General features: G+C 38.8%; 22 protein-coding genes and 1 pseudogene. 10 read left to right on the top strand and 13 right to left on the bottom strand.

Going from position 1 to position 19,832, the window contains the following annotated elements; genetic code table 11:
- Positions 1-62 precede the first annotated feature (62 nt).
- Together I4641_RS17550 and I4641_RS17545 are read right to left on the bottom strand one after the other, a co-directional pair.
- Complete coding sequence (locus I4641_RS17550; protein WP_229641880.1) at positions 63-431, bottom strand: hypothetical protein; 369 nt, start codon at positions 429-431, stop codon at positions 63-65.
- A gap of 143 nt (positions 432-574) precedes the next feature.
- Positions 575-1,108 (bottom strand): COP23 domain-containing protein, encoded by a 534-nt coding sequence (locus I4641_RS17545; RefSeq protein WP_229641879.1) that lies wholly within the window; start codon positions 1,106-1,108, stop codon positions 575-577.
- A 228-nt stretch (positions 1,109-1,336) separates the two neighbouring features.
- Between I4641_RS17545 and I4641_RS17540 the strand changes: the two genes are divergently transcribed.
- A complete protein-coding gene (locus tag I4641_RS17540; RefSeq protein ID WP_229641878.1) occupies positions 1,337-2,434 on the top strand; it encodes a calcium/sodium antiporter in 1,098 nt (365 codons plus the stop codon).
- Between the two features lie 64 nt (positions 2,435-2,498).
- On the opposite strand, the gene recQ is transcribed toward I4641_RS17540, so the two are convergent.
- Both recQ and I4641_RS17530 read right to left on the bottom strand, forming a co-directional pair.
- Positions 2,499-4,625, bottom strand: a complete 2,127-nt coding sequence (gene recQ, locus I4641_RS17535) for a DNA helicase RecQ (RefSeq protein WP_229641877.1) — start codon at positions 4,623-4,625, stop codon at positions 2,499-2,501.
- Between the two features lie 22 nt (positions 4,626-4,647).
- The gene (locus I4641_RS17530; protein ID WP_229641876.1) at positions 4,648-5,628 is read right to left on the bottom strand and encodes a M23 family metallopeptidase; all 981 of its coding nucleotides are present in this window, start codon (positions 5,626-5,628) and stop codon (positions 4,648-4,650) included.
- 160 nt (positions 5,629-5,788) lie between these two features.
- Here I4641_RS17530 and I4641_RS17525 point away from each other — a divergent pair, with 160 nt between their 5' ends.
- The 4 genes from I4641_RS17525 to purN all read left to right on the top strand — a co-directional run bounded on the left by I4641_RS17525 (position 5,789) and on the right by purN (position 7,935).
- The gene (locus tag I4641_RS17525) at positions 5,789-6,343 is read left to right on the top strand and encodes a hypothetical protein (protein ID WP_229641875.1); all 555 of its coding nucleotides are present in this window, start codon (positions 5,789-5,791) and stop codon (positions 6,341-6,343) included.
- 177 nt (positions 6,344-6,520) lie between these two features.
- Complete coding sequence (gene queF, locus I4641_RS17520; RefSeq protein ID WP_229641874.1) at positions 6,521-6,934, top strand: preQ(1) synthase; 414 nt, start codon at positions 6,521-6,523, stop codon at positions 6,932-6,934.
- Between the two features lie 58 nt (positions 6,935-6,992).
- Positions 6,993-7,169 (top strand): CAB/ELIP/HLIP family chlorophyll-binding protein, encoded by a 177-nt coding sequence (locus I4641_RS17515; protein WP_229641873.1) that lies wholly within the window; start codon positions 6,993-6,995, stop codon positions 7,167-7,169.
- 82 nt (positions 7,170-7,251) lie between these two features.
- A complete protein-coding gene (purN, locus tag I4641_RS17510) occupies positions 7,252-7,935 on the top strand; it encodes a phosphoribosylglycinamide formyltransferase (protein ID WP_229641872.1) in 684 nt (227 codons plus the stop codon).
- 10 nt (positions 7,936-7,945) lie between these two features.
- Here purN and I4641_RS17505 read toward each other — a convergent pair whose 3' ends face one another.
- On the bottom strand, positions 7,946-9,262 hold the full coding sequence (locus tag I4641_RS17505; RefSeq protein ID WP_229641871.1) for a response regulator: 1,317 nt from the start codon (positions 9,260-9,262) through the stop codon (positions 7,946-7,948).
- Positions 9,263-9,335: 73 nt separating this feature from the next.
- Between I4641_RS17505 and I4641_RS17500 the strand changes: the two genes are divergently transcribed.
- On the top strand, positions 9,336-10,133 hold the full coding sequence (locus tag I4641_RS17500) for a TlyA family RNA methyltransferase (protein WP_229641870.1): 798 nt from the start codon (positions 9,336-9,338) through the stop codon (positions 10,131-10,133).
- Here the strand turns inward: I4641_RS17500 and I4641_RS17495 are convergent.
- Both I4641_RS17495 and I4641_RS17490 read right to left on the bottom strand, forming a co-directional pair.
- Positions 10,130-10,522, bottom strand: a complete 393-nt coding sequence (locus I4641_RS17495) for an FHA domain-containing protein (protein ID WP_229641869.1) — start codon at positions 10,520-10,522, stop codon at positions 10,130-10,132. The two genes, I4641_RS17500 and I4641_RS17495, sit on opposite strands and share 4 nt — an antisense overlap.
- A gap of 341 nt (positions 10,523-10,863) precedes the next feature.
- On the bottom strand, positions 10,864-11,187 hold the full coding sequence (locus I4641_RS17490) for a phasin family protein (RefSeq protein ID WP_229641868.1): 324 nt from the start codon (positions 11,185-11,187) through the stop codon (positions 10,864-10,866).
- A gap of 86 nt (positions 11,188-11,273) precedes the next feature.
- Here I4641_RS17490 and I4641_RS17485 point away from each other — a divergent pair, with 86 nt between their 5' ends.
- Together I4641_RS17485 and I4641_RS17480 are read left to right on the top strand one after the other, a co-directional pair.
- Positions 11,274-11,600, top strand: a complete 327-nt coding sequence (locus I4641_RS17485; protein WP_229641867.1) for a TIGR03792 family protein — start codon at positions 11,274-11,276, stop codon at positions 11,598-11,600.
- A 10-nt stretch (positions 11,601-11,610) separates the two neighbouring features.
- Positions 11,611-11,976 carry a zinc ribbon domain-containing protein gene (locus tag I4641_RS17480; RefSeq protein ID WP_229641866.1) on the top strand — a complete coding sequence of 122 codons (366 nt, stop codon included), beginning with the start codon at positions 11,611-11,613 and terminating at the stop codon, positions 11,974-11,976.
- A 17-nt stretch (positions 11,977-11,993) separates the two neighbouring features.
- On the opposite strand, the gene nblS is transcribed toward I4641_RS17480, so the two are convergent.
- The 3 genes from nblS to I4641_RS17465 all read right to left on the bottom strand — a co-directional run bounded on the left by nblS (position 11,994) and on the right by I4641_RS17465 (position 16,020).
- Entirely contained in the window at positions 11,994-13,982 is a 1,989-nt protein-coding gene (nblS, locus tag I4641_RS17475) for a two-component system sensor histidine kinase NblS (protein ID WP_229641865.1), read from the bottom strand.
- Positions 13,983-14,093: 111 nt separating this feature from the next.
- A complete protein-coding gene (gene purD, locus I4641_RS17470; protein WP_229641864.1) occupies positions 14,094-15,353 on the bottom strand; it encodes a phosphoribosylamine--glycine ligase in 1,260 nt (419 codons plus the stop codon).
- Between the two features lie 31 nt (positions 15,354-15,384).
- Positions 15,385-16,020: a phosphoribosylanthranilate isomerase gene (locus tag I4641_RS17465; protein WP_229641863.1), complete on the bottom strand. Its 636-nt coding sequence runs from the start codon at positions 16,018-16,020 to the stop codon at positions 15,385-15,387.
- 164 nt (positions 16,021-16,184) lie between these two features.
- Here I4641_RS17465 and psaK point away from each other — a divergent pair, with 164 nt between their 5' ends.
- On the top strand, positions 16,185-16,457 hold the full coding sequence (gene psaK / locus I4641_RS17460; RefSeq protein ID WP_229641862.1) for a photosystem I reaction center subunit PsaK: 273 nt from the start codon (positions 16,185-16,187) through the stop codon (positions 16,455-16,457).
- Positions 16,458-16,480: 23 nt separating this feature from the next.
- On the opposite strand, the gene I4641_RS17455 is transcribed toward psaK, so the two are convergent.
- Positions 16,481-18,139, bottom strand: coding sequence for an alpha/beta hydrolase (locus I4641_RS17455; protein ID WP_229641861.1), 1,659 nt, complete (start codon positions 18,137-18,139; stop codon positions 16,481-16,483).
- 135 nt (positions 18,140-18,274) lie between these two features.
- On the opposite strand from I4641_RS17455, the gene argF reads away from it, so the two are divergent.
- Positions 18,275-19,195, top strand: a complete 921-nt coding sequence (gene argF, locus I4641_RS17450) for an ornithine carbamoyltransferase (RefSeq protein WP_229641860.1) — start codon at positions 18,275-18,277, stop codon at positions 19,193-19,195.
- A 49-nt stretch (positions 19,196-19,244) separates the two neighbouring features.
- On the opposite strand, the gene I4641_RS17445 is transcribed toward argF, so the two are convergent.
- Positions 19,245-19,622 (bottom strand): hypothetical protein, encoded by a 378-nt coding sequence (locus tag I4641_RS17445; protein WP_369426826.1) that lies wholly within the window; start codon positions 19,620-19,622, stop codon positions 19,245-19,247.
- A gap of 12 nt (positions 19,623-19,634) precedes the next feature.
- Positions 19,635-19,781, bottom strand: a pseudogene (locus I4641_RS24240) (mechanosensitive ion channel domain-containing protein); the annotation flags it as partial.
- Positions 19,782-19,832: the final 51 nt, after the last annotated feature.

The raw sequence follows: 19,832 nt of genomic DNA, 5'->3' as shown, positions 1-19,832 counted from the left end.
AATTGATTTAATTTAATGGTGTCTATCTCAAAAGCAATTTCCAGTAGTTTATTAACCAACTATTAGAAAGAACTTCCGTTTTCTACTTGACCTTCTGTAGTTTCTATAACCTCAGTATTTTCAATAACCTCGCTCTCTTGAGATTCACCACCACCATCAACAATCTTCTTAGAATTACCGACGCCTTCATTAACTCCATGGGCAGCATCAATGGTATCTGTGGTTGTTTCATTGGTTGTATCAATAGTATCTCGAACACTTTCAACACCTTCTTTGACATCAGTAATGCTGTCTAAAAAACCAGCTAAGATAAATCCTGATTCATTAGATTTGATGTTATTCACTTCTAAGATACTGGTTGCAGAAGCGTTGGCAACAGTAGGAACAAGCAATAGGGAACAAGCTAGAGGTAACAAAAAACGTTTTTTCATGAGATATATATCTTTAGGTTAATGCGATCAAGCTAAATAATTTGGTGTGACCTTTCAATTAGGTTACAGTTTATTCTTAATAATTTTCAAGTCCAAAAGCAAAGATTAATCAAACTTAAACTATACTGTTACGAATATTTCCTTTAAGGTTCAGGTTGTTTGGCTTGGTTAAGAAAATCTTCAAAGTTGATATACAGTCTTTTCGCTCCACTACTTTGATATAGAGGCCCGCCACTATCAGAAGCGTAGTTATCGCCAATATTCATAAGCTGTTTGACACTTTCAGTCGGATCGCTACCAGGCTTAAGAGTAAATAGCTGAGAAACACAAGGTCCATTTTCTTCTTGTGCCACACAAACTATGTTTTGACCGTTTTTAACTCCTGTAGTGATGTATTGAAGTTCTCCGCGATCGTAAGCTTGTTGAAAATTTTCTGAAACCGTTTCGCATCGGCGTTGAGGTGTTAAATCACTGCTAGAATCGTTTACCCAGTCGCTAACCCAGTAAACAATCGGAATGTTACCGCGAGGTGTTTGAGCCACAGTCATGGGTGTTTCTCGCCAAGCCCCACAAATAAATTTGGTTTCCTGGGTTTCTTGAGATTCGGCTAGGTTGACTCCTGACAATAGACTTACTAAGCTTGCAGATATCAACGAAGCCAACCATTGAGATTTCATAAGCACAACTATTTTTAAGATGTATTTTAATCTTCAGTTTATTTGGATACTAAAATAATACATTATATTTTTCAGCAAAGAATAAATACTTGTAAAACATCACTACCAATAGATTTGACAACCAGCGTGAATAAAGTAGATATTACAAGTTATGAGTGACTTGTGACGTTTGATCGCAATTGAATTAATCTAATCGGTAATAGAACAAATTTTTATTTTTACGTCTTTATGAATCCGATCACATTTTTAACCTTAATACTAGGATTGGTATTATTGGTAGTTGGTGCAGAGTTTTTAGTTAAGGGCGCATCGAAAATTGCAGCGGTATTAAGCATTTCTCCCTTAATTATTGGACTAACAATTGTGGCATACGGTACGAGTGCGCCAGAAATGTCTGTCAGCATCATGTCTACTTTTTCTAGTCAAAGCGACATTGCTGTTGGTAACGTTGTGGGGAGTAATATTTGTAATATTCTTCTAGTTTTGGGTTTATCTTCCATCGTTGCGCCCTTGGTAGTAACCAAGCAAATAATTCGTTCTGATGTACCAATTATGATTGGTGTATCTCTACTATTGTTGATGTTTAGTTTAGATGGGCAAATAACTAGGGTTGATGGCATTATCTTGTTTATTGGCGGGATAGTATACACTCTGTCTTTAATTTATCAAAGCAGCAAACAGGGTGCAGAACAAGATGAATTTGCTGACGAGTATGGTTTTTCGGGGGATGTTACTCCTCAGCTATGGATCAAAAATATTATTTTTGTGATTGGCGGTTCGATCTTACTGATTTTTGGTTCGCGTTTGTTGGTCAAATCGGCGGTAGAGATTGCTCAAGGATTTCGTGTTAGCGAACTTTTGATCGGTTTGACTATTGTTGCTTTGGGTACGTCTTTGCCAGAGTTGGCTACTTCGGTAGTGGCTAGTTTTCGAGGAGAAAGAGATATCGCCGTGGGTAATGTTTTGGGCAGTAATATTTTTAATATTTTAGCCGTCTTAGGTATTGCTGGAACAATATCTCCCAGTGGGATTGGTGTCAGTCAAACAGTAATTCGATTTGATATTTTAGTAGCGATCGCAGTTGCTTTTGCTTGTCTGCCTATTTTTTATTCTGGTAAACGCATAGATCGCTTGGAAGGGTCATTATTTTTGTTTTATTATTTGGCATATAATTGCTTTTTGATACTAAAATCTCTAAATCACCCCAGTTTAGCTCTCTATAGTTCGATTATGCTTTATGGTGTTATTCCTTTGACGATTGTCTTTCTAATTGGTGCTGCTATTTTAGAAAAACGAGCCGAAAAAAAACGTAAAAAAGCTAGTTGAGTTTTGAGTTTTAAGTTTTCATTCTTCAATCGATACATTTTGCAAGCCATATTAATTTTCTAGCTTATTTTTTTTCTCTACGCCACCAGCCTCGTACTAATCTTATTTCATCGTAGGTATAGTCTTCCCCTAGAATATCTTTAATCGGAGAAAGAGTAGTATCTCCTATCTGTTCGATAGTTTTAATAATTGCCTGTTGTTTATTTGCTTTTACCAGCTTATCGATCGCAACTGGCTGATTCATTTCAATCAAATTGCTTAAATGGGTGTTGACGGTAGATATTGCTATATTTCTTTCTCGCGCAATTTCTGCTACTCCTAAACCCTGTTGATACAACTGAAGAGTAGTCATTTCACTTTTAGAAGGAAGACTGACGGGTAATTTGTGGAGTGCATCAAATTCGAGAATGGCTGAGATAAAACTCTCGCCATATTGCTGTGCTTTATATTCGTTTACCCCCGACAAGTTACCAAACTCAACAATAGTCTTAGGACGTATTTGTGCCATTAATTTCAAACTAGAATCAGCAAAAATCATGTAGGGAGGAAGAGAATTTTTGTCGCCTATTTGTTTGCGGAGTTTTCTCAGTTTTTCAAATAAAAGTTCCGCTTCTGCTTGACGAGGATTATAAGTTATTGTCCCTTTACTTTGGTGGCTATCGACAGCAATTTTTACTGGTAACTGATTGCGAAAAATTTCCCAACTGCGTTTGTTCAGTTTTAAAATAGGAAAACCATCGGTGGTTTGCCCCACTAAGCCTTGATGGATTAAAGATCTACCCAGCATGCGCCATTCATCCGCTGTCCTACCTTTACCAATACCATAGGTAGATAGTAAGTGATGTCCGTATTGATGTATCTTTTGCTTTCGCGAACCAATTAAGACATCTACAATATGATTTAGACCGAATTTTTGCTGGCAACGAGCGACACAAGAAAGAAACTTTTGTGCCTCTACCGTCCAATCTTCAATCGGTTTGGGATTGAGACAATTATCGCATTTGCCACAATTACCTGGATATCTTTCGCCAAAATAACGCAAAATAATTGTACGACGACAATCATTTCCTTCGGCATAGTCGATCGTCTGACGTAGTTGTTGAGTGGCGATCTTTTGCTCGTTGAGATCGGGTTTTTGTTCGATAAAAAACTCAATTTTCTTGCGATCGCCATAACTAAAGTACAAAATTGATTTAGAAGGCTCTCCATCTCTACCAGCCCTCCCAGATTCTTGATAAAAGTTTTCTAAGCTACCTGGTAAATCGTGATGAAAAACAAATCGCACATCGGGTTTATTAATCCCCATACCAAAAGCAACGGTAGCGACAATTACCCGAACGTCATCCCGCAAAAAACTTGTCTGATTTTGACTGCGTTCTTGAGATGACAATTGGGCGTGATAGGGTAAAGCTTTAATGCCATCTTTTTGCAGTCTGGCAGTCAACTTGGTAACGCTTTTAATACTGCGACAATAAATTATACCCGCCCCTGTTGCTTGGCGAATTTCTCGCAGTATTTTGGGATAGATATTACGATCTTTGGGCTGAACTTCATAATGAATGTTAGGTCGATCGAAACTAGCTACATGAATATCTGGCGATCGCAAACCTAGCTGTTGGATAATATCTTGCTGTACCCTTTTGGTTGCAGTAGCAGTTAATGCTTGGAGAGGAATTTGAGGATAACGTTGGCGCAATAACTTTAGCTTGCTGTATTCAGGACGAAAATCGTGTCCCCATTCCGAGACACAATGGGCTTCATCGATGGCGATCGCTGCAATACCAACCTGTGACTGTACGCGCTCTAAGAACAAGGCAAAACGCTCGTTTAACAGCCGTTCGGGAGCAACATAAAGCAACTTAACTTTATTTTCCAAGATAGCAATCTGACGCGATCGCCTTTCCTCGTATTCCAGGCTACTATTAAGGTAGACTGCATTGATACCATTATCCTGTAAGGAATCTACTTGATCTTGCATCAAAGCGATCAAAGGACAAACCACAATAGTGATGCCGTTTCTAATTAAAGCGGGCAACTGAAAACACAGAGATTTCCCGCCACCAGTGGGCATAATAGTCAATAAATCTTGATTTTGTAGGGTAGATTCAATAATTTTTTTTTGCCCAGGGCGAAAAGAATCATAGCCAAAAAAGTGTTTTAAAGCTTCCTCTAATGAGGCAAAAGTTGACATTGCAATAATTACTAATTACTAATTATTCATCGATCGCCATAACATATTTAGCGGGATCTTCGTATTTACCATTTACCTTAAAACGAAAATCCAAATGCGCCCCTGTAGACCAACCCGAACTACCCACCAGAGCAATTTCCTGATTTTTCCAAACCTTCATCCCTTCTTTAATGGCGATCGAGTTATTTTTTAAATGACCGTAGACTCCCAGAGTGCCATTACCGTGGTCGATTTCAATCCAGTTACCCAACTGTCCGCCACAAAACAAGTTGCCAAAATCATGACAACCAGAGACAACCCTAGTGACAATTCCGTCTCCCACTGCTACCACAGGCGAACCTAAAGGCGCACCATAATCGATTCCTTGGTGAAACTGAAGTTGATAACTATAAGGTCTTTTGCGCCAGCCAAAAGGACTAGCAATTCTTTTTGTTTCTGGAGCAGGATGCGCTAATTTGCTACTCTTGAGGATAAAAGTACTGTCTGCTTTAGGGAATGCCACAATCAGACTACTGCGAGATAATTTGGGAAATTTTTTGGGAGTCTCAACTGAAATTTTTGGCTTGATTGAACTGGGAAAACTATTGTTGCGCTTTTGATTAATTTTATTCTGAAAAGGTGTTAGCTCCTTCTTTCGTTTCGCGGTCAAAACACAGCCTAGATTAGTTAGTTTGGTTAGAGATATGCGATCGCTTGCTCCTCTAGAATAGGCTCTTATGATTGAGTTTGTTCTACATCCTTGGAACATAGATCCAGATAATAATGTGTCTGCAATATTTGTCAGCCATAGTGGGGAATAAGTATCCAGACTACCGTTATTTTGGCGATCGGCAGATAGACAGTAAGTCTCTTGCTCTAAGGGGGCGCAACCATTAGCTAAGTTGATTTTTGGATAAACTTGGAGAGATGAAATAGTGGAAATGTTTCCTATGACAGTAGCTTCCGCAAGAGTAGTTGGTACAATCGCCGTTACTAATAATCCTAATAATATACTTTTGACCATCTCTTAACTAACTTTTTTATATTTATATGCAACTCTGATAGTACTTCTTTCCTACATTGTCATCTTCTAAATATATTCACATATTTTTTATCTTTTTAAAACCTTATTTTGAATACCGAACAAGAGATAATAAAGAGATATCATCTAAATTAAAATACTTATGAAAGACAATTTTTTACTTTTTCCCCGTCAGCAATTTAGTCAAATTTGCTTAGTATCGGCAACCATGAGTATGGCTGTCTTATTTAATGGTTGTGGCTCTCAACAATCATCCCAGTACGAAGCAACTTCTAAAGCTACTATTACTTGGCGAGTACCCTACTATGAAAGCGATCGCACTAATGATAAAAGACCCCGATATGAAGAATTTGAGTCGGTTTCTTTGACTAGTATCAATGGAGTAAAGCCAGAAGGTGCAGTACGTCAAGATGACCAAGGGGTTTGGTGGCCCAAAGAACCCCCCAGACCAACAGTAGATGATATCGAAGGGGGCAAGAAAAAGCCCTATGAAAAAATAGGCGCTCCCGAAGCATTACGCCAGGTGGAGTATCGAGTAAAATACAACAAAGATGGCGAAAGAATCAATCTACCCACCAATCATGCTGTATATCGACAGGTAATCAAGGCTTATCCCGATGTCCCACTCAACTTTACAATGGGAGTCAATAATGGTTCGGTAACAAAAGCAACTCCCATAACTAACGTAACTAATTAATTTTTAATTTAATCTAATTGTTAATCGAATTTCTGAAAGTCTTAGCTCTATCCACAATCTTATATCCCTCACCAAAAATCTATTTTTAACGTTTTATCAGTATTTAGATACTGTGCAACTGATACAATATCTAGGCAATAAAATTAAGTAAATTGACCAGTATAGCAAGTAGTATTTATGACTATTTCTCCCGAATCAACTAGCACTGATGAAATGAAATATGGGGAAAGAGAAATTGCTGAAGGAGAATTAGTAACTTTTCCCAACCCCCGCATTGGTCGTAAATTCGACGTTAACATTACCCTACCAGAATTTACTTGTAAATGTCCCTTCTCTGGCTATCCTGATTTTGCCACGATTTATCTTACCTATTCTCCCGACCAAAAAGTAGTGGAATTAAAGGCTCTTAAACTTTATATTAATAGCTACCGCGATCGCTATATTCCCCATGAAGAAGTTGTCAATCAAATTTTAGACGACTTTGTTGCTGCTTGCGATCCTCTAGAAGTTACGGTGAAAGGCGATTTCACCCCCAGAGGCAACGTCCATACCGTAATTGAGGTACGCCACCAGAAATTAGCGAAGGATTAGCAGTTACAATATAAAAGTAAAGATTTGTTAATTTAGCTAGACAACTCAGGGAAAGAATATGTCAAAAAATAATCTCGAACCCAGCGTAACTCCCGATTTAGAAGATCCTAAATTTGGTTTTAACTCCTATGCCGAACGGTTGAATTCTCGTGCAGCCATGATTGGTTTTGCGGCGATTTTGTTGATTGAATATTTAACAGGAAAAGGCTTCTTGGCTTGGCTTGGCTTGCAATAACCTAGATATCAGTAAGGGGAGGGAGAAGAGGAGAAAATAGGCACTCCCTTCCTCCGCCTGTTTTGAGAATAAATTAAAATTAATGAGTGAATCAGTTACCCTTCAAAGTCTCCCAGACAATAATAGCGTGTTAATATCTCCCAATTTGCCGTTATTATCTCCTTGTAAGACAGCAGAATCTCCACCTCTTCAGTTGGGAGTTATGGCTTCTGGTAGTGGAACTAATTTTGAGGCTGTAGCTAAAGCGATCGCCGATAAACAGCTTAATGCCCAGATCAAAGTTTTAATTTATAACAATCCCCGTGCAAAAGTAAAAGAACGCGCCGAAAAATACCATATACCTGCGGTACTAGTAGATCATAGAAAGTATCGGCAAAGAGAAGACTTAGACAGGCAAATTATTACTGTTATGCAATCTTATGGTGTAGATTGGGTGATTATGGCGGGATGGATGCGGATTATGACCCAAGTATTGCTCGATGCCTACCAAGATCGTACGATTAATATTCATCCTAGTTTGCTACCCAGTTTTAAAGGAATAAATGCCATCGAACAGGCATTAGCTGCCAAAGTAAAGATTACAGGCTGTACCGTTCATTTAGTCAGTTTAGAAGTCGATAGTGGTACAATTCTGATGCAAGCAGCCGTACCTATTTTACCTGGTGATAATTTAACCGCACTCCACCAGCGCATCCAGATACAAGAACATAGAATATTTCCTCAAGCGATCGCTCTAGCTGCCAAACTAGCACTAGACAAAAAGTGATGGGGTAAAATCAAAAGCGATCGCTATAATCTAGTTCGGAAAAAGTAATTTTAAAGCCAGTACCTCCATCTAAATCTAGTTCCATTTCTCCTTCCAATTGTCTGATTAAAATCCTTACTAGTCGTAAAGCCAAAGATTCTGCCTCAAGAAAGTTAAAATCTGGAGCAAGCCCCTTACCATTATCTTTAATAGTCAATAATATTTTGCGATCGTTGCCACGTTTGAGAATTAGCCAGATACTACCTCGATCTCGATCTACAAAAGCGTGTTCTAGAGCATTAGTTACTAGTTCATTGACAATCAAACCACAAGAATTAGCGGTTTCGATATTAAGATGAATTTCTTGAGTATCAACAATAAAATTAATTTTCTCGTCTAAATTAACATGAGAACTCGATATTTTCTCCAATAAAGCTTTGATATATAAACCCAGATCGATTTCTTTAAGATTTTCCGAACGATATAATTGTTCGTGAACCAATGCCATCGAATAAATTCGATCTTGACTATTTTTCAAAATTCTAATAATTTGGGGATCTTCAATACAGCTACTCTGAATTTCTATCAGACTAGAAATCACCAATAAATTATTTTTTACTCGATGATAAATTTCTTTGAGCAATACCTCCTTTTCGATCAAAGACTTTTTAAGTTGAGTCTCCGCTTGTCTGCGTTCGACAATTTCCCGTTGCAACTTATGATTGCTTTTCGCTAATAAAACCGTTCGTCGTTTGACTCTTTGTTCTAATTCCAAATTCAAATCCTTGAGAGCTTTTTGAGCTGCGATTCTCTCCTGTACTTCTTGTTTTAACTTAGAATTAATCTTGTCCAATCTACTTTGAATTCTTTTGCGCCGTTCTATTTCTGCTGTTAAAACTTCATTTTGTCTGCTCAAGGTTTGAGTCATGTAGCGTAGTTTAAGATGAAGCTTGATTCTCGCCAATACTTCGGCTGGCTGAATAGGTTTAGTTACATAGTCTACCGCGCCCATTTCAAAACCTTTAAGTTTATCCTCCGTACTGGATAAGGCAGTCATAAAAATTACGGGAATATCTTGAGTTTCAGGATCGCTTTTGAGCTGACTGCAAGTTTCATAGCCATCAATTCCAGGCATCAACACGTCTAATAAAATAATTCCTGGCTTGGCATATTTAGCCCGTTTCAAACTGCTTTCTCCATCTTGAGAAACCAAAACAGTTAGTCCAGAACTTTCTAAAAAATCCACAATTACTGATAGGTTAGTGGGATTATCATCAACAATAAGAATATTGTGATCTTTGAGATCGAAATTAAAGTTAAATCCGTGGGTGCTTAAAGTTTGAGTCATAAAACTTTATCCTCAATTAAATATTTTGCTCTGGGTAAGGTAAACTAAAAAAAATTATCGAGCAAGTTAACTATTGACAAAACAGCGATTGGACAAACTCTTAGTAAGTCTCGAACTTTGTGATTCTCGGGCATTAGCACAAGGTTTAATTAGGGCGGGGAAAGTCAAGGTTAACCAAGAAATCATCGATAAGCCAGGAACAGAAGTAAAAACTACTGCTCAAATCGAAGTCAAAGAAAAACCTCCTTATGTATCTCGCGGAGGAAAAAAACTAATCCAAGCACTGCAAACTTTTAACATTGAGGTTGAGGGCAGAATTTGTCTTGATGGTGGAATTTCTACAGGAGGATTTACTGACTGTTTGCTACAGTCGGGAGCAAAGCTAGTATATGGTGTTGATGTGGGATACGGGCAGGTAGCTTGGACGATTCGCCAAAGCGATCGCGTTATTTTACGAGAAAGAACTAATATACGACATCTTACTCCTGAAGACTTGTATAGTGATGCGCCGATGGCAGACTTAGGAGTAATGGATTTGTCGTTTATCTCTTTAACCAAGGTTCTGCCGACATTTTGGAATTTGTTGACTTTGCCCAAAGAAGTCGTTTTGTTAGTAAAACCTCAATTTGAAGTGGGACGCGATCGCGTTGGCAAAAAAGGAGTGGTACGCAACCCTGAGGATCGGGCTTCAGCAATTCTTCAAGTTTGGCATAGTGCCAAATCTCTAGGCTGGGAATATAAGGGTTTGACGATTTCTCCCATTAAAGGACCTGCGGGTAATGTAGAGTATTTGTTATGGTTGAGCGCAACAAAATCCACAGTTCCTCAATCTTTAGAACTAGCTCAAATTAGAGAAATAATTGCCGATTAACTAATGAGAGTATCTTTTGCCCCTTTTGGTTGTCTTCTGATTCGAGATTGTTCTTCAGAAGAATTTAATTGTTCTGCATCAGACTCTGTTTCGATTTTAATTAAAATTTTAGGTCCAGAACTAGCCAAACGAAAAATCATTCCATTTACTGCTTTAGTCTGTTCGATGCGCTTGTCATCAATATAAGTTCCATTCGAGCCAACATTCACCACTTCCCAGTCATTTTCTCCTGATTTTCTAATTTCAACATGATGACGAGAGACAACGGCACTATATAGAACAACCTCATTGTTAGTCGCACGACCAATTTTGATATTGGTTTCATCGCGAAAAGTCCAGCTTTGAATTTCTACGGGTTGAAGAGGGTGTAATAAAGTTAATGTAATCACAGATTGGTTCTTTTAGAGGAAATTTAAGTATCTGAAATCTCAAGAAAAAATTTCTAAAGATTGACAGAAATTTTCAATGTTTGCTTAATTAATTATAAATTATCAATTGCCCGATATTACCCGAGCAAAGTTAGTAAAATTTCCATAATCTTTAATAGAATTTAGATTTAGCAAATTTTCAATGGTTATTGCTCGCGAAATAGCCTGGACTGCTTGCTTATCAGTAATTCCATTGATCTTAAGCTATCTAAGCTTACAATCTCAATAATATCTTATGGTAGCGATAGTGTCCTTCAAGCGATCGCTATTTAATTTTCAACGCCAATTTTCAACGCCAATTTTCAACGCCAATTTTTGTTTTCTAAATCCCTAATTTGACGTTCTAAGCGATCTATTCTACCCCGTAGTTCGTCCATTTCCGCTTGACGAGGTACGCCCAAATCTTGCAACATATTTTTCATTTGTCTTTCCACCTGCTTTTGCACCCCTTCAGATTCCGTATTCATTTGTGACATCAGGTCATCCACAAAAGATTTGGCTTGCTCTGGATTAATTTTGCCGTCTTTGACCCATTCTTCACTAACTTCCTTAATTTTTTCTGCGACCAAAGAAGTAGTACCAATACCCACCATTAATAGTTGCTTTAGCCAATCATTATTATCCATTCTCTAATTACCTCAAATTTATTTACTATGTTATTAGATACTAGAATAACGAACCATAGATATTCTGAATTTCTTTGTAAAATTATATGGTAATTGAATGGCTTAAGTTTACGGTAGATTCTAATTCGCGAGAACAGTTTATCCAGAAAGATGAAGCAATTTGGACTGCCAACCTCGCTACCTATTCAGGTTTTTTGGGCAAAGAAGTATGGATAGAACCCGATGCACCTGGTAAAGTTATTTTCACAATTCGCTGGGAAACTCGTCAACAGTGGAAATCTATCCCACTGGAAGATTTAGTCGCTATTGAAAAAGAATTCTCAACAGTTATGAAGCAAATGAACATCAAGTACAAAATGATTGAAACCAAAGAATTTCAAATCCGTAAGTTTCCTAATAATGTTTCCCCGTAATTAGTAATTAATGCTTAGTTGCCCCAAATGCAAACAGCCTGTCGATTTTCAGGCGATAAAATGTCCTAATTGCAATAATTCCTTAAAGGCATTCGGTCATCCTGGTATGCCCTTATACCAGTCTGAAGACAATAGTGCTTTGTGCGATCGCTGTACTTACGATCGCGACGATAGTTGCAATTTTCCCCAACGTCCCCAGGCTAAAAGCTGTACCCTATTTCACGATGCCGATAAGCCTCTAGTTGTAGAGTCAACTATATCTAAAAGTACTCAAGGTTGGACGGGAATTAAAAACTGGTTATATCGTCATCGAGGTTTAATTGCGATCGCCTTCTTGATTTTGATCAGTATTTTGTTTGCCTTGGGATCTATCTAGCTCGAACAGTAATTTTCCTAAGTCATAGATTTGAGTACTTCTTCTGTTTTTACCTGATAAATGGGTAATTCAAACCAAAAAGTAGTGCCGACTCCCACTTCGCTATCTATATAGACTCGGCTATTGTGTTTCTCAATAATATTTCTCACAATAGAAAGTCCCAAGCCAGTACCTTCTAAAGTATGTACTCTATTTTCTACCCTAAAAAAGCGTTCAAAAATTGCTTCTTTATCTTCTGCTGAAATACCGATTCCCGTGTCATTAACCTCAATCCTCACTGCGGGCAATCCCACAGTGTTTGATTCTGCTTTGGTCTTATATGCCCTAACAGTCACTTTTCCGCCCGAATTAGTAAATTTAAGGCTATTTCCTACCAAATTTGTCAATACCTGCAATAGCAGATCGTAATTACCCACCACAGGAGGTAAATCCGTTTCTAAATCTTGGTGAAGTTGAATATTTTGATCTTTGGCATTGAGCTGACAAGTTCGGAGAGTTTGCTCTATGGGTTGAGCCAAATAAACTTCGCTCAAGTCATAAGTACGAGAAGATTCCAAACGAGACAAATCCAATACATCATTAACCAAACGAGTTAATCTATCTGTTTCGTGATTGGCAGTATCGAGAAATTCTTTACGTTGTACTTGAGTTAGATCTTCACCATATTCTGATAGGGTTTCAATAAAGGATTTGATGTTAAATAAAGGAGTCCGTAGTTCGTGAGATACATTGCTGATAAATTGGCTTTTTGCTTCGTTTAGCTCGACTTCACGAGTAATATCTTGAACTGTCATGGCAATTCCCTTAATATTTTCACTACCACCATCAACAACCCGACTTAATAACAAACGAATAGTCCTCGATACTGGTCGATCGATCCGAATCCGAAATTCATCTCGGTTAGAAAAATGATGCTCTGGAAGATCTGCAACGGTAGTAGACTCCTCTGTCCCTGCCACTTCTGCTTCTGCCTGGGTTTTCTTCTCAATCATCTGATATAGTGGCTTGGTTAATTTAACCGTTATTTCCGAGGGAAGACGATGGAGTACATTGTCTCCAATGACATCTTCACCCCAGCCAAAGATATTTCTGGCTGTGGGATTGGCTAAAATAATTTGCATATCGGGATCGATTAGCATTGCACCATCAGCAATGGTAGATACCAAAGTCTCTAGTTTGGCTTTTTCTGAAGTCAACTCTTCAATATTTTGCTCTTCATAATTTTCTAGTTTTTCTGCCATCCGATTAAAACTAGCAATCAATTCTCCCAATTCTCCCCTCAGGGGTAAGTCTATTCTTTGTTTAAAGTTTTTGGCAGCAATATTTTTGACTCCCACGAGAAGCTCTTTAATTGGTCTAGTGATCATAAGAGCATTAAAGACATTCCCTAAAATTACCATCGCCCAGATGGTAATAAACACAGCAATGGTTACATCTCTCGTCAGGTTAGAAGACGCCACAATCGTCGGGTTGGGGTTGATACCTACCGCTAGCACCCCAAGATACTGATTATCGTGGCGTAGAGGAACAAATACATCTGTTACCTGTCCGTTAGGAGTTTGATGTTGGCGGACAAAAGGTAGATCGGTATTTTGAACGTAGTCATCGGGCAATTTAATCCGACGCTCGATGGTTAAGGAGTTTTTAACTTCTGCTTGGGAATAGGGAATGCCAAAAAAGATGCTCCCAAATCCATCCGCATAAATGATATAGCGAATACTAGAAGTACTGCGATAAAAACGATTGGAGAATTGGGCTAAACCAGCAATGTCATTTTCGGCAATCAACGGCGCAGCGTTAGAGGCAATCAGGATGCTTAAATCGCTACCAAAACGAGTGTCATTGATATTAGACTCTTGTTGAATTGTATTGACTGCCCAAAAAGTCAAACTACTCATGATCAAAGAAACTACTAAAGTAGCAGCAGCCATTAGTTTTGTCTGGAGGGTAAATTCAGACCACCAGAGGGCAATTATTTCCTTGACTTTGGTAATGAAGGTTAGCAATTTAAGAAATTTTAATAATAAATGTTAAGCTGCTTGCATTATAGTTTATCAACTGTGTCGGCAAATGTAGAGTAAACCTTAGGATTTGAACTAGATTTATACCATTTGTGTTCATCTGTATTTGTGTCCAATATCGTGACGATAATACATTTTGTCAAACTCAATTGATTCTAAAGCATCATAGGCAGAGGCGATCGCCCTGTCAAAGTTATCTCCAATAGCAGTAATACCTAGTACTCTACCTCCAGATGTGATTACTCGATCTCGTTCTAGTTTTGTTCCTGCGTGAAAGACAATTGCACCTTTTTGTTCGGCTGATTCGATACCTGCGATCGCTTTTCCCGATTCGTAGGCATCGGGATAACCTCCAGAAGCAACCACTACGCACACCGCACTACCAGCTTTGTATTTAATGGGGGGTAACTGCTCTAGTTTTTGTTCGACACAAGCGATTAATATTTCCTCTAAAGGAGTATTCAATAAAGGCAAAACTACTTGAGTTTCAGGATCGCCAAAACGACAGTTGAATTCAATTACTTTGGGTTCGCCTTGGGGAGTAATCATTAAACCTGCATACAATACTCCTCGATAATCAATATTCTTTTGATTTAAGGCTTTTAGAGTAGGCTGCAATACTTCCGTTTCAATTCTAGCCATTAATTCATCGCTTACCAGAGGTACGGGAGAATATGCTCCCATTCCTCCCGTATTTTTCCCCGTGTCTCCTTCCCCAATTCGTTTGTGATCTTGGGCGGGAGATAAAGGACGAATGGTTTTACCATCAGTAACAGCCAAGACAGATACTTCCGAGCCTGTCAGGTATTCTTCAATTACTAATTTGCCAGGCTTGTCTCCCAACAATTCATCTACTGCGGCAATAGCCTCGACGAGAGTCATGGCGACAATTACCCCTTTCCCCGCAGCCAAACCATCTGCTTTAATTACGATGGGCGCGCCTTGGGTTTGAATATATTCTTGGGCAGAATTAGCATCGCTAAAAGTTTGGGACTTAGCAGTAGGGACATTTGCCAAAGTCATAATTTCCTTTGCCCAAGACTTGCTCGACTCTATTTGCGCTCCTGCTTGAGTAGGGCCAAATACCGCAATTTTCTCCTGGCGCAAGCGGTCGACAATACCCAGTGATAAAGGTACTTCAGGGCCAACTACCACTAAATTGATCTTATATTTTTTTACAGTATCGATCGCTCCCACAAAATCATCTACAGCCAAGGGGATGTTTTTGCAGTTTTTCATAGTTGCAGTTCCCCCATTACCAGGACTACAAAATACTTCTTCGACCCTATCGGACTGTAATAATGTCCAGGCCAGAGCGTGTTCTCTGCCTCCGCCACCAACGACTAATACTTTCATATACTGAGATAACTATTTTGCAAGTATGTAATTATCTCACGCTCGCTAATTTTTCAAACAGTTGAGTAACTTTAGTTAAATCTTTATCTCCAGGGGCGCGCTCGACACCGCTCGATAAATCAATCCCATCGGGCTTTAAACGAGATAAGGCATCGTTAATATTATCTGGGGTCAAGCCTCCTGCCAACATCCAAGGAAGACTGGAGTGAAATTGTTGTAAATCTTGCCAATCAATGGTGTGACCAGTACCGCCCAGCATTTGGGGGTGATAGGCATCCAGCAACAAAGTATCTACCCGATCTAAATATGCTTCTACATCTTCTAACGAAGTTGGGGTTTTAATGCGAAAAGCTTTGATTAATTCTATGTTAGGAGGTAGAGCTTGACGCAAGCGATCGCAAAAGTCAGGAGATTCTGCACCGTGTAGCTGTACGGAGGTTAATCGGGCAATTGCGACTGTCTTAGTGATTTCTGCTAGAGAATGGTCGGCAAATACCCCCACTTTATCAATCTTACTCGGTAAGGAAATGGCGATCGCCTTGATTTTTTCGGGAGGAATATAGCGTGGCGATCTCTCGACACAGATAAAACCCAAGCTGTTTGCTCCCTGGGTCACAATTTCTTGAGCTTGATTTACTTGAGTAAGTCCGCAGATTTTAACTCGCATTGGTCTTATAGTCGATTAATATTATGTTTTTTTAGCAAAAGTTTGAATTACTGTTAATTATTTAGAAGAAACGTTGTTTAAATCGGAGAGATTTTTATAATTCCTATTAAATCGGATAAAACCCCAAAAAAAGTATTTAACGAGCAAAGGAGTTTAAAAAGGTAATGATATCTAATTTTATATTGGCGGTGCAGTACACTCCTTCTACTATTGATTGGAATCCGAGCGTAGCCATAATTATGATTATCTGTAATTTGTTTTGTATTGCTATTGGTCGCTATGCAATTCAAAATTCAGGCAAAGGGCCCAGTTTGCCCGTACCCAAACCTGAAGTGTGGGACAATTTTGGTCTTCCTGAATTGCTGGCAACAACTAGTTTGGGTCATATTTTAGGTGCGGGGATAATTCTCGGGTTGGGTAATGCGGGGGTTTTGTAAGAAACTTTGCCAGGAACTAAAGTTTATTTTAGCTTTAGTAATTCGGGATCTAAGGATTCTATTAAGCTCAAGGGCATTTTTCTTTTGCTGATTACATCACCGTATTCAGCATTGAGGTAGCTGGAATATTTGGCTTTTTTTTGAATATATGTGCCAAAGAATGCCAAACCCAACTGTTTTATGTATGCTTGAGCTATTTTAGGATCTGGTCCGATCGCTTTTTCTGGAACGGGGATACTACCAGCAGATTCATTGAGAGTTGAAAAATGTGTCCCTTTTTTCAGGAGTACTAGATATTTTTCAGGATTATTAAGCCAAGTAAAAGGAATAATTTGTTCTGAGAGGGCAGGAGTAATCGGATCGGAACTTCCCGAAACGATGGTAATGGGAATATCTATTTTACTGATATTTTTTTGACCAAATATCGAACTAGTCAGAGGGTTAATGGCGATCGCAGCTTTAATTCTTCGATCTTGGAGTTCTATTTCGGCATCTGCATCAGGTATTTGCAAAGCCAAACATTGAATTAATAAAGATAAGTTCCAAGAATTTTGGATGTTATCGCAGTCTTTTTCTAGGGTAGACCAATTTAATTCTGCTCCCGCGATCGCTAAAGCAGTATAAGCACCAAATGATTGACCGATGATACCTACGTTATTAGTGTCGATCTCTGAGGAATAATCTTGAGCTAGTTTATCTAACAGAAATTGGATATCTAGAGGGCGATCGATTAATTCTTGGGGAGGAGTAACATCGCTATCTAAACCAGTCAACAAGGATTCGATCTGACTGGCACTACTGCCAGGATGTTCTGGTACAGCGACTGCAAAGCCATGAGAAGCCAGGTGTTTTGCTAAATAGGCAAAAGTAGTTAAGTCACTGCCCAAGCCATGGGAAATGACAATTAATGGTAGATGTTGGGGAGTTTTGGTTTTGGGTAAATAAAGATCTACAGGAAAAATGCGATCGCGAATTTTACCAGAAGGGTATTTTCGTTTCACATCTTTCATGATTAAAGCTTGTTTTTTGTAGCGATATTTCCCTGGGATTAATAAGTTTAAATCTCTCACTCCTGGGGTTGCAGTCGCTTTATTTTGTCTTTCTTGCCGTGCGGTTTGTTCGACAGCTGCGATCCCCTGGTTGTTTTTTTGAACCACCCGACTAAGATTTTTAAAAAGCTCAAATCCCTGTCGAGAATCGATCCGCAGGGTGTTGGTAGGAAAGCTTTTGAGGACGTTGAGGGGAGTTAGTCCCCCTTCCTCTTCATTGGCAGCAGCTAAAATTAATGCTGCACGAACGGCATAAAATCCTGGTTGACGGGCTTGGGTTTTAATCACCTTGGATACTCTATCTAGGATGGTTTCTCCTTGATAAGAATAGAGAAATTGAGCGATCGCCAAATGGCTAAAATCAGCATTGGTAATTAAGCCCACTTTTAATTGTTCTAATTGCTCTGGAGTTAAAAATCCTGCATAACTTTTCAAAGATCCCTCAAGTTCCCCTGTTGTGGCATAGGTTTCCAAAGAATCTACCGAGACAGAAAATTCTAACGCCCCATAGTTCAAGATAATATTTTCTGCCCCTACTGCTTTTTTTGCCCAATAACCTAACAAACTAGCGCTCAAACTAATCTGAAAAGCTCCTATAGCAAGATAAGACCATAACTTTAGTTTATTTGGCATAGATCGTTCGTTGATTTGGCAGTATTACCGTTTTAACATTTTCTTGATTCGAGTCGACCTTTGGCTTTAAAATTAGTTCTTCCCTATCTCAGCCTCATTTAATAGCTTTGGGCTGATAATTAATTGATTAGTAGTATGAAACAGCTTAAAGGAAGAGATTTACTCGGTACTGCGGACTTAAATACAGAGGAAATTACAGGTCTATTAGATCTAGCGCGTCAGTTAAAAAGTCAGGAGCTAGAACTTAAATGTAATAAGGTATTGGGATTGCTATTTTATAAAGCTTCTACTCGCACCAGAGTATCTTTTAGCGTCGCGATGTATAAACTAGGGGGACAGGTAATCGATCTCAATCCTAGCGTGACTCAAGTAGGAAGAGGAGAGCCAATTGAAGATACTGCGAGAGTTTTAGACAGATACTTAGATATTTTGGCGATTCGTACTTATGCTCAAGCAGATTTAGAAACTTTTGCTAATTATGCCCAAATTCCCGTAATTAATGCTTTGACAGATTTAGAACATCCCTGTCAAATTTTGGCAGATTTATTGACAGTACAAGAATGTTTTGGTTCTTTAGAGGGTAATACTTTAACCTACTTAGGAGATGGCAATAATATGGCTCATTCTCTATTGTTGGGAGGGGCGTTAACAGGGTTAAATGTGAGAATTGCTGCACCCCAAGGTTACGAACCCGATCCTGCAATTGTGACGCGAGCCAAGGAAATTGCAGGAGATAGATCGGAAATTGTGGTGACACAAGATCCTCAAGCTGCGGTAGAAGGAGCGCAGGTAGTTTATACAGACGTGTGGGCTAGCATGGGACAAGAAGATTCTGCTAATAGTAGAATTCCTGTTTTTCAACCCTATCAAGTTAACCAGAAATTATTAGAACTTGCCGATCCCCAAAGTATTATTCTTCACTGTTTGCCCGCCCATAGAGGGGAAGAAATTACTGCCGAGGCGATTGAAAGCGATCGCTCTCGCGTCTGGGATCAGGCTGAAAATAGAATGCACGCACAACAGGCTTTGATGGCTGCTTTGTTGGGGTTGGTTTAAATATCTAATCTAGCAGTTTGTATCAGCTAAGGTTCGGCAGCATTTGGCACTATCGGCTATGGGCTGTTTGACAAGCAGCGGTAGCTGGTTTGCCATTGCTACTATCATCTAATTCGGGCAAATTGTTTAAGTAATTTACTTGGGTTGGATAAGCAAATTCAAGATCGTGCTTGGCAAATTCAGATTTTATGTTTAGGTTAATTTGCTGTTGGGCATCCATATAAATGGTGTAGTCATTCGTATTGATAAAATAAACTACTTCAAAATCTAGGCTATATTCACCATAGCCAGAAAAATGAGCCCGATCGTATATTGCGTTGGCTGTATTATGAATAATATCTTCAACTAAAGAAGGAATCTTAGCTAACTGCTTCGCAGAAGTTTGATAAATTACTCCAAAGTTCAATACTACTCGACGTTGACCCATTCTTTTGAAGTTACGAATTCGCGAACTCGTTAAGTCAGTATTAGCGATAATAATTTCTTCTCCATTAATACTTTTGAGTCTCGTAGTTTTGATACCGACATATTCTACAGTGCCTAAATAATCGCCGACAACTATAAAATCTCCTAGTTCAAAAGGCAGGGTAAGAGCATCTCAAACCCTATTGACAAAAGGATTGTAGAACAGTCATCA

Source organism: Waterburya agarophytonicola KI4, assembly GCF_020640915.1.
GTDB lineage: Bacteria > Cyanobacteriota > Cyanobacteriia > Cyanobacteriales > Xenococcaceae > Waterburya > Waterburya agarophytonicola.
This window is presented reverse-complemented; position numbering and strand designations above follow the sequence as displayed.

Excerpts from the sequence above, each read along its gene's own strand:
- I4641_RS17550 (WP_229641880.1), bottom strand. The coding sequence starts at position 431 with ATGAAAAAACGTTTTTTGTTACCTCTAGCTTGTTCCCTATTGCTTGTT.
- I4641_RS17545 (WP_229641879.1), bottom strand. The coding sequence starts at position 1,108 with ATGAAATCTCAATGGTTGGCTTCGTTGATATCTGCAAGCTTAGTAAGT.
- I4641_RS17540 (WP_229641878.1), top strand. The coding sequence starts at position 1,337 with ATGAATCCGATCACATTTTTAACCTTAATACTAGGATTGGTATTATTG.
- recQ (WP_229641877.1), bottom strand. The coding sequence starts at position 4,625 with ATGTCAACTTTTGCCTCATTAGAGGAAGCTTTAAAACACTTTTTTGGC.
- I4641_RS17530 (WP_229641876.1), bottom strand. The coding sequence starts at position 5,628 with ATGGTCAAAAGTATATTATTAGGATTATTAGTAACGGCGATTGTACCA.
- I4641_RS17525 (WP_229641875.1), top strand. The coding sequence starts at position 5,789 with ATGAAAGACAATTTTTTACTTTTTCCCCGTCAGCAATTTAGTCAAATT.
- queF (WP_229641874.1), top strand. The coding sequence starts at position 6,521 with ATGACTATTTCTCCCGAATCAACTAGCACTGATGAAATGAAATATGGG.
- I4641_RS17515 (WP_229641873.1), top strand. The coding sequence starts at position 6,993 with ATGTCAAAAAATAATCTCGAACCCAGCGTAACTCCCGATTTAGAAGAT.
- purN (WP_229641872.1), top strand. The coding sequence starts at position 7,252 with ATGAGTGAATCAGTTACCCTTCAAAGTCTCCCAGACAATAATAGCGTG.
- I4641_RS17505 (WP_229641871.1), bottom strand. The coding sequence starts at position 9,262 with ATGACTCAAACTTTAAGCACCCACGGATTTAACTTTAATTTCGATCTC.
- I4641_RS17490 (WP_229641868.1), bottom strand. The coding sequence starts at position 11,187 with ATGGATAATAATGATTGGCTAAAGCAACTATTAATGGTGGGTATTGGT.
- I4641_RS17485 (WP_229641867.1), top strand. The coding sequence starts at position 11,274 with ATGGTAATTGAATGGCTTAAGTTTACGGTAGATTCTAATTCGCGAGAA.
- I4641_RS17480 (WP_229641866.1), top strand. The coding sequence starts at position 11,611 with ATGCTTAGTTGCCCCAAATGCAAACAGCCTGTCGATTTTCAGGCGATA.
- purD (WP_229641864.1), bottom strand. The coding sequence starts at position 15,353 with ATGAAAGTATTAGTCGTTGGTGGCGGAGGCAGAGAACACGCTCTGGCC.
- I4641_RS17465 (WP_229641863.1), bottom strand. The coding sequence starts at position 16,020 with ATGCGAGTTAAAATCTGCGGACTTACTCAAGTAAATCAAGCTCAAGAA.
- psaK (WP_229641862.1), top strand. The coding sequence starts at position 16,185 with ATGATATCTAATTTTATATTGGCGGTGCAGTACACTCCTTCTACTATT.
- I4641_RS17455 (WP_229641861.1), bottom strand. The coding sequence starts at position 18,139 with ATGCCAAATAAACTAAAGTTATGGTCTTATCTTGCTATAGGAGCTTTT.
- argF (WP_229641860.1), top strand. The coding sequence starts at position 18,275 with ATGAAACAGCTTAAAGGAAGAGATTTACTCGGTACTGCGGACTTAAAT.
- I4641_RS17445 (WP_369426826.1), bottom strand. The coding sequence starts at position 19,622 with ATGGGTCAACGTCGAGTAGTATTGAACTTTGGAGTAATTTATCAAACT.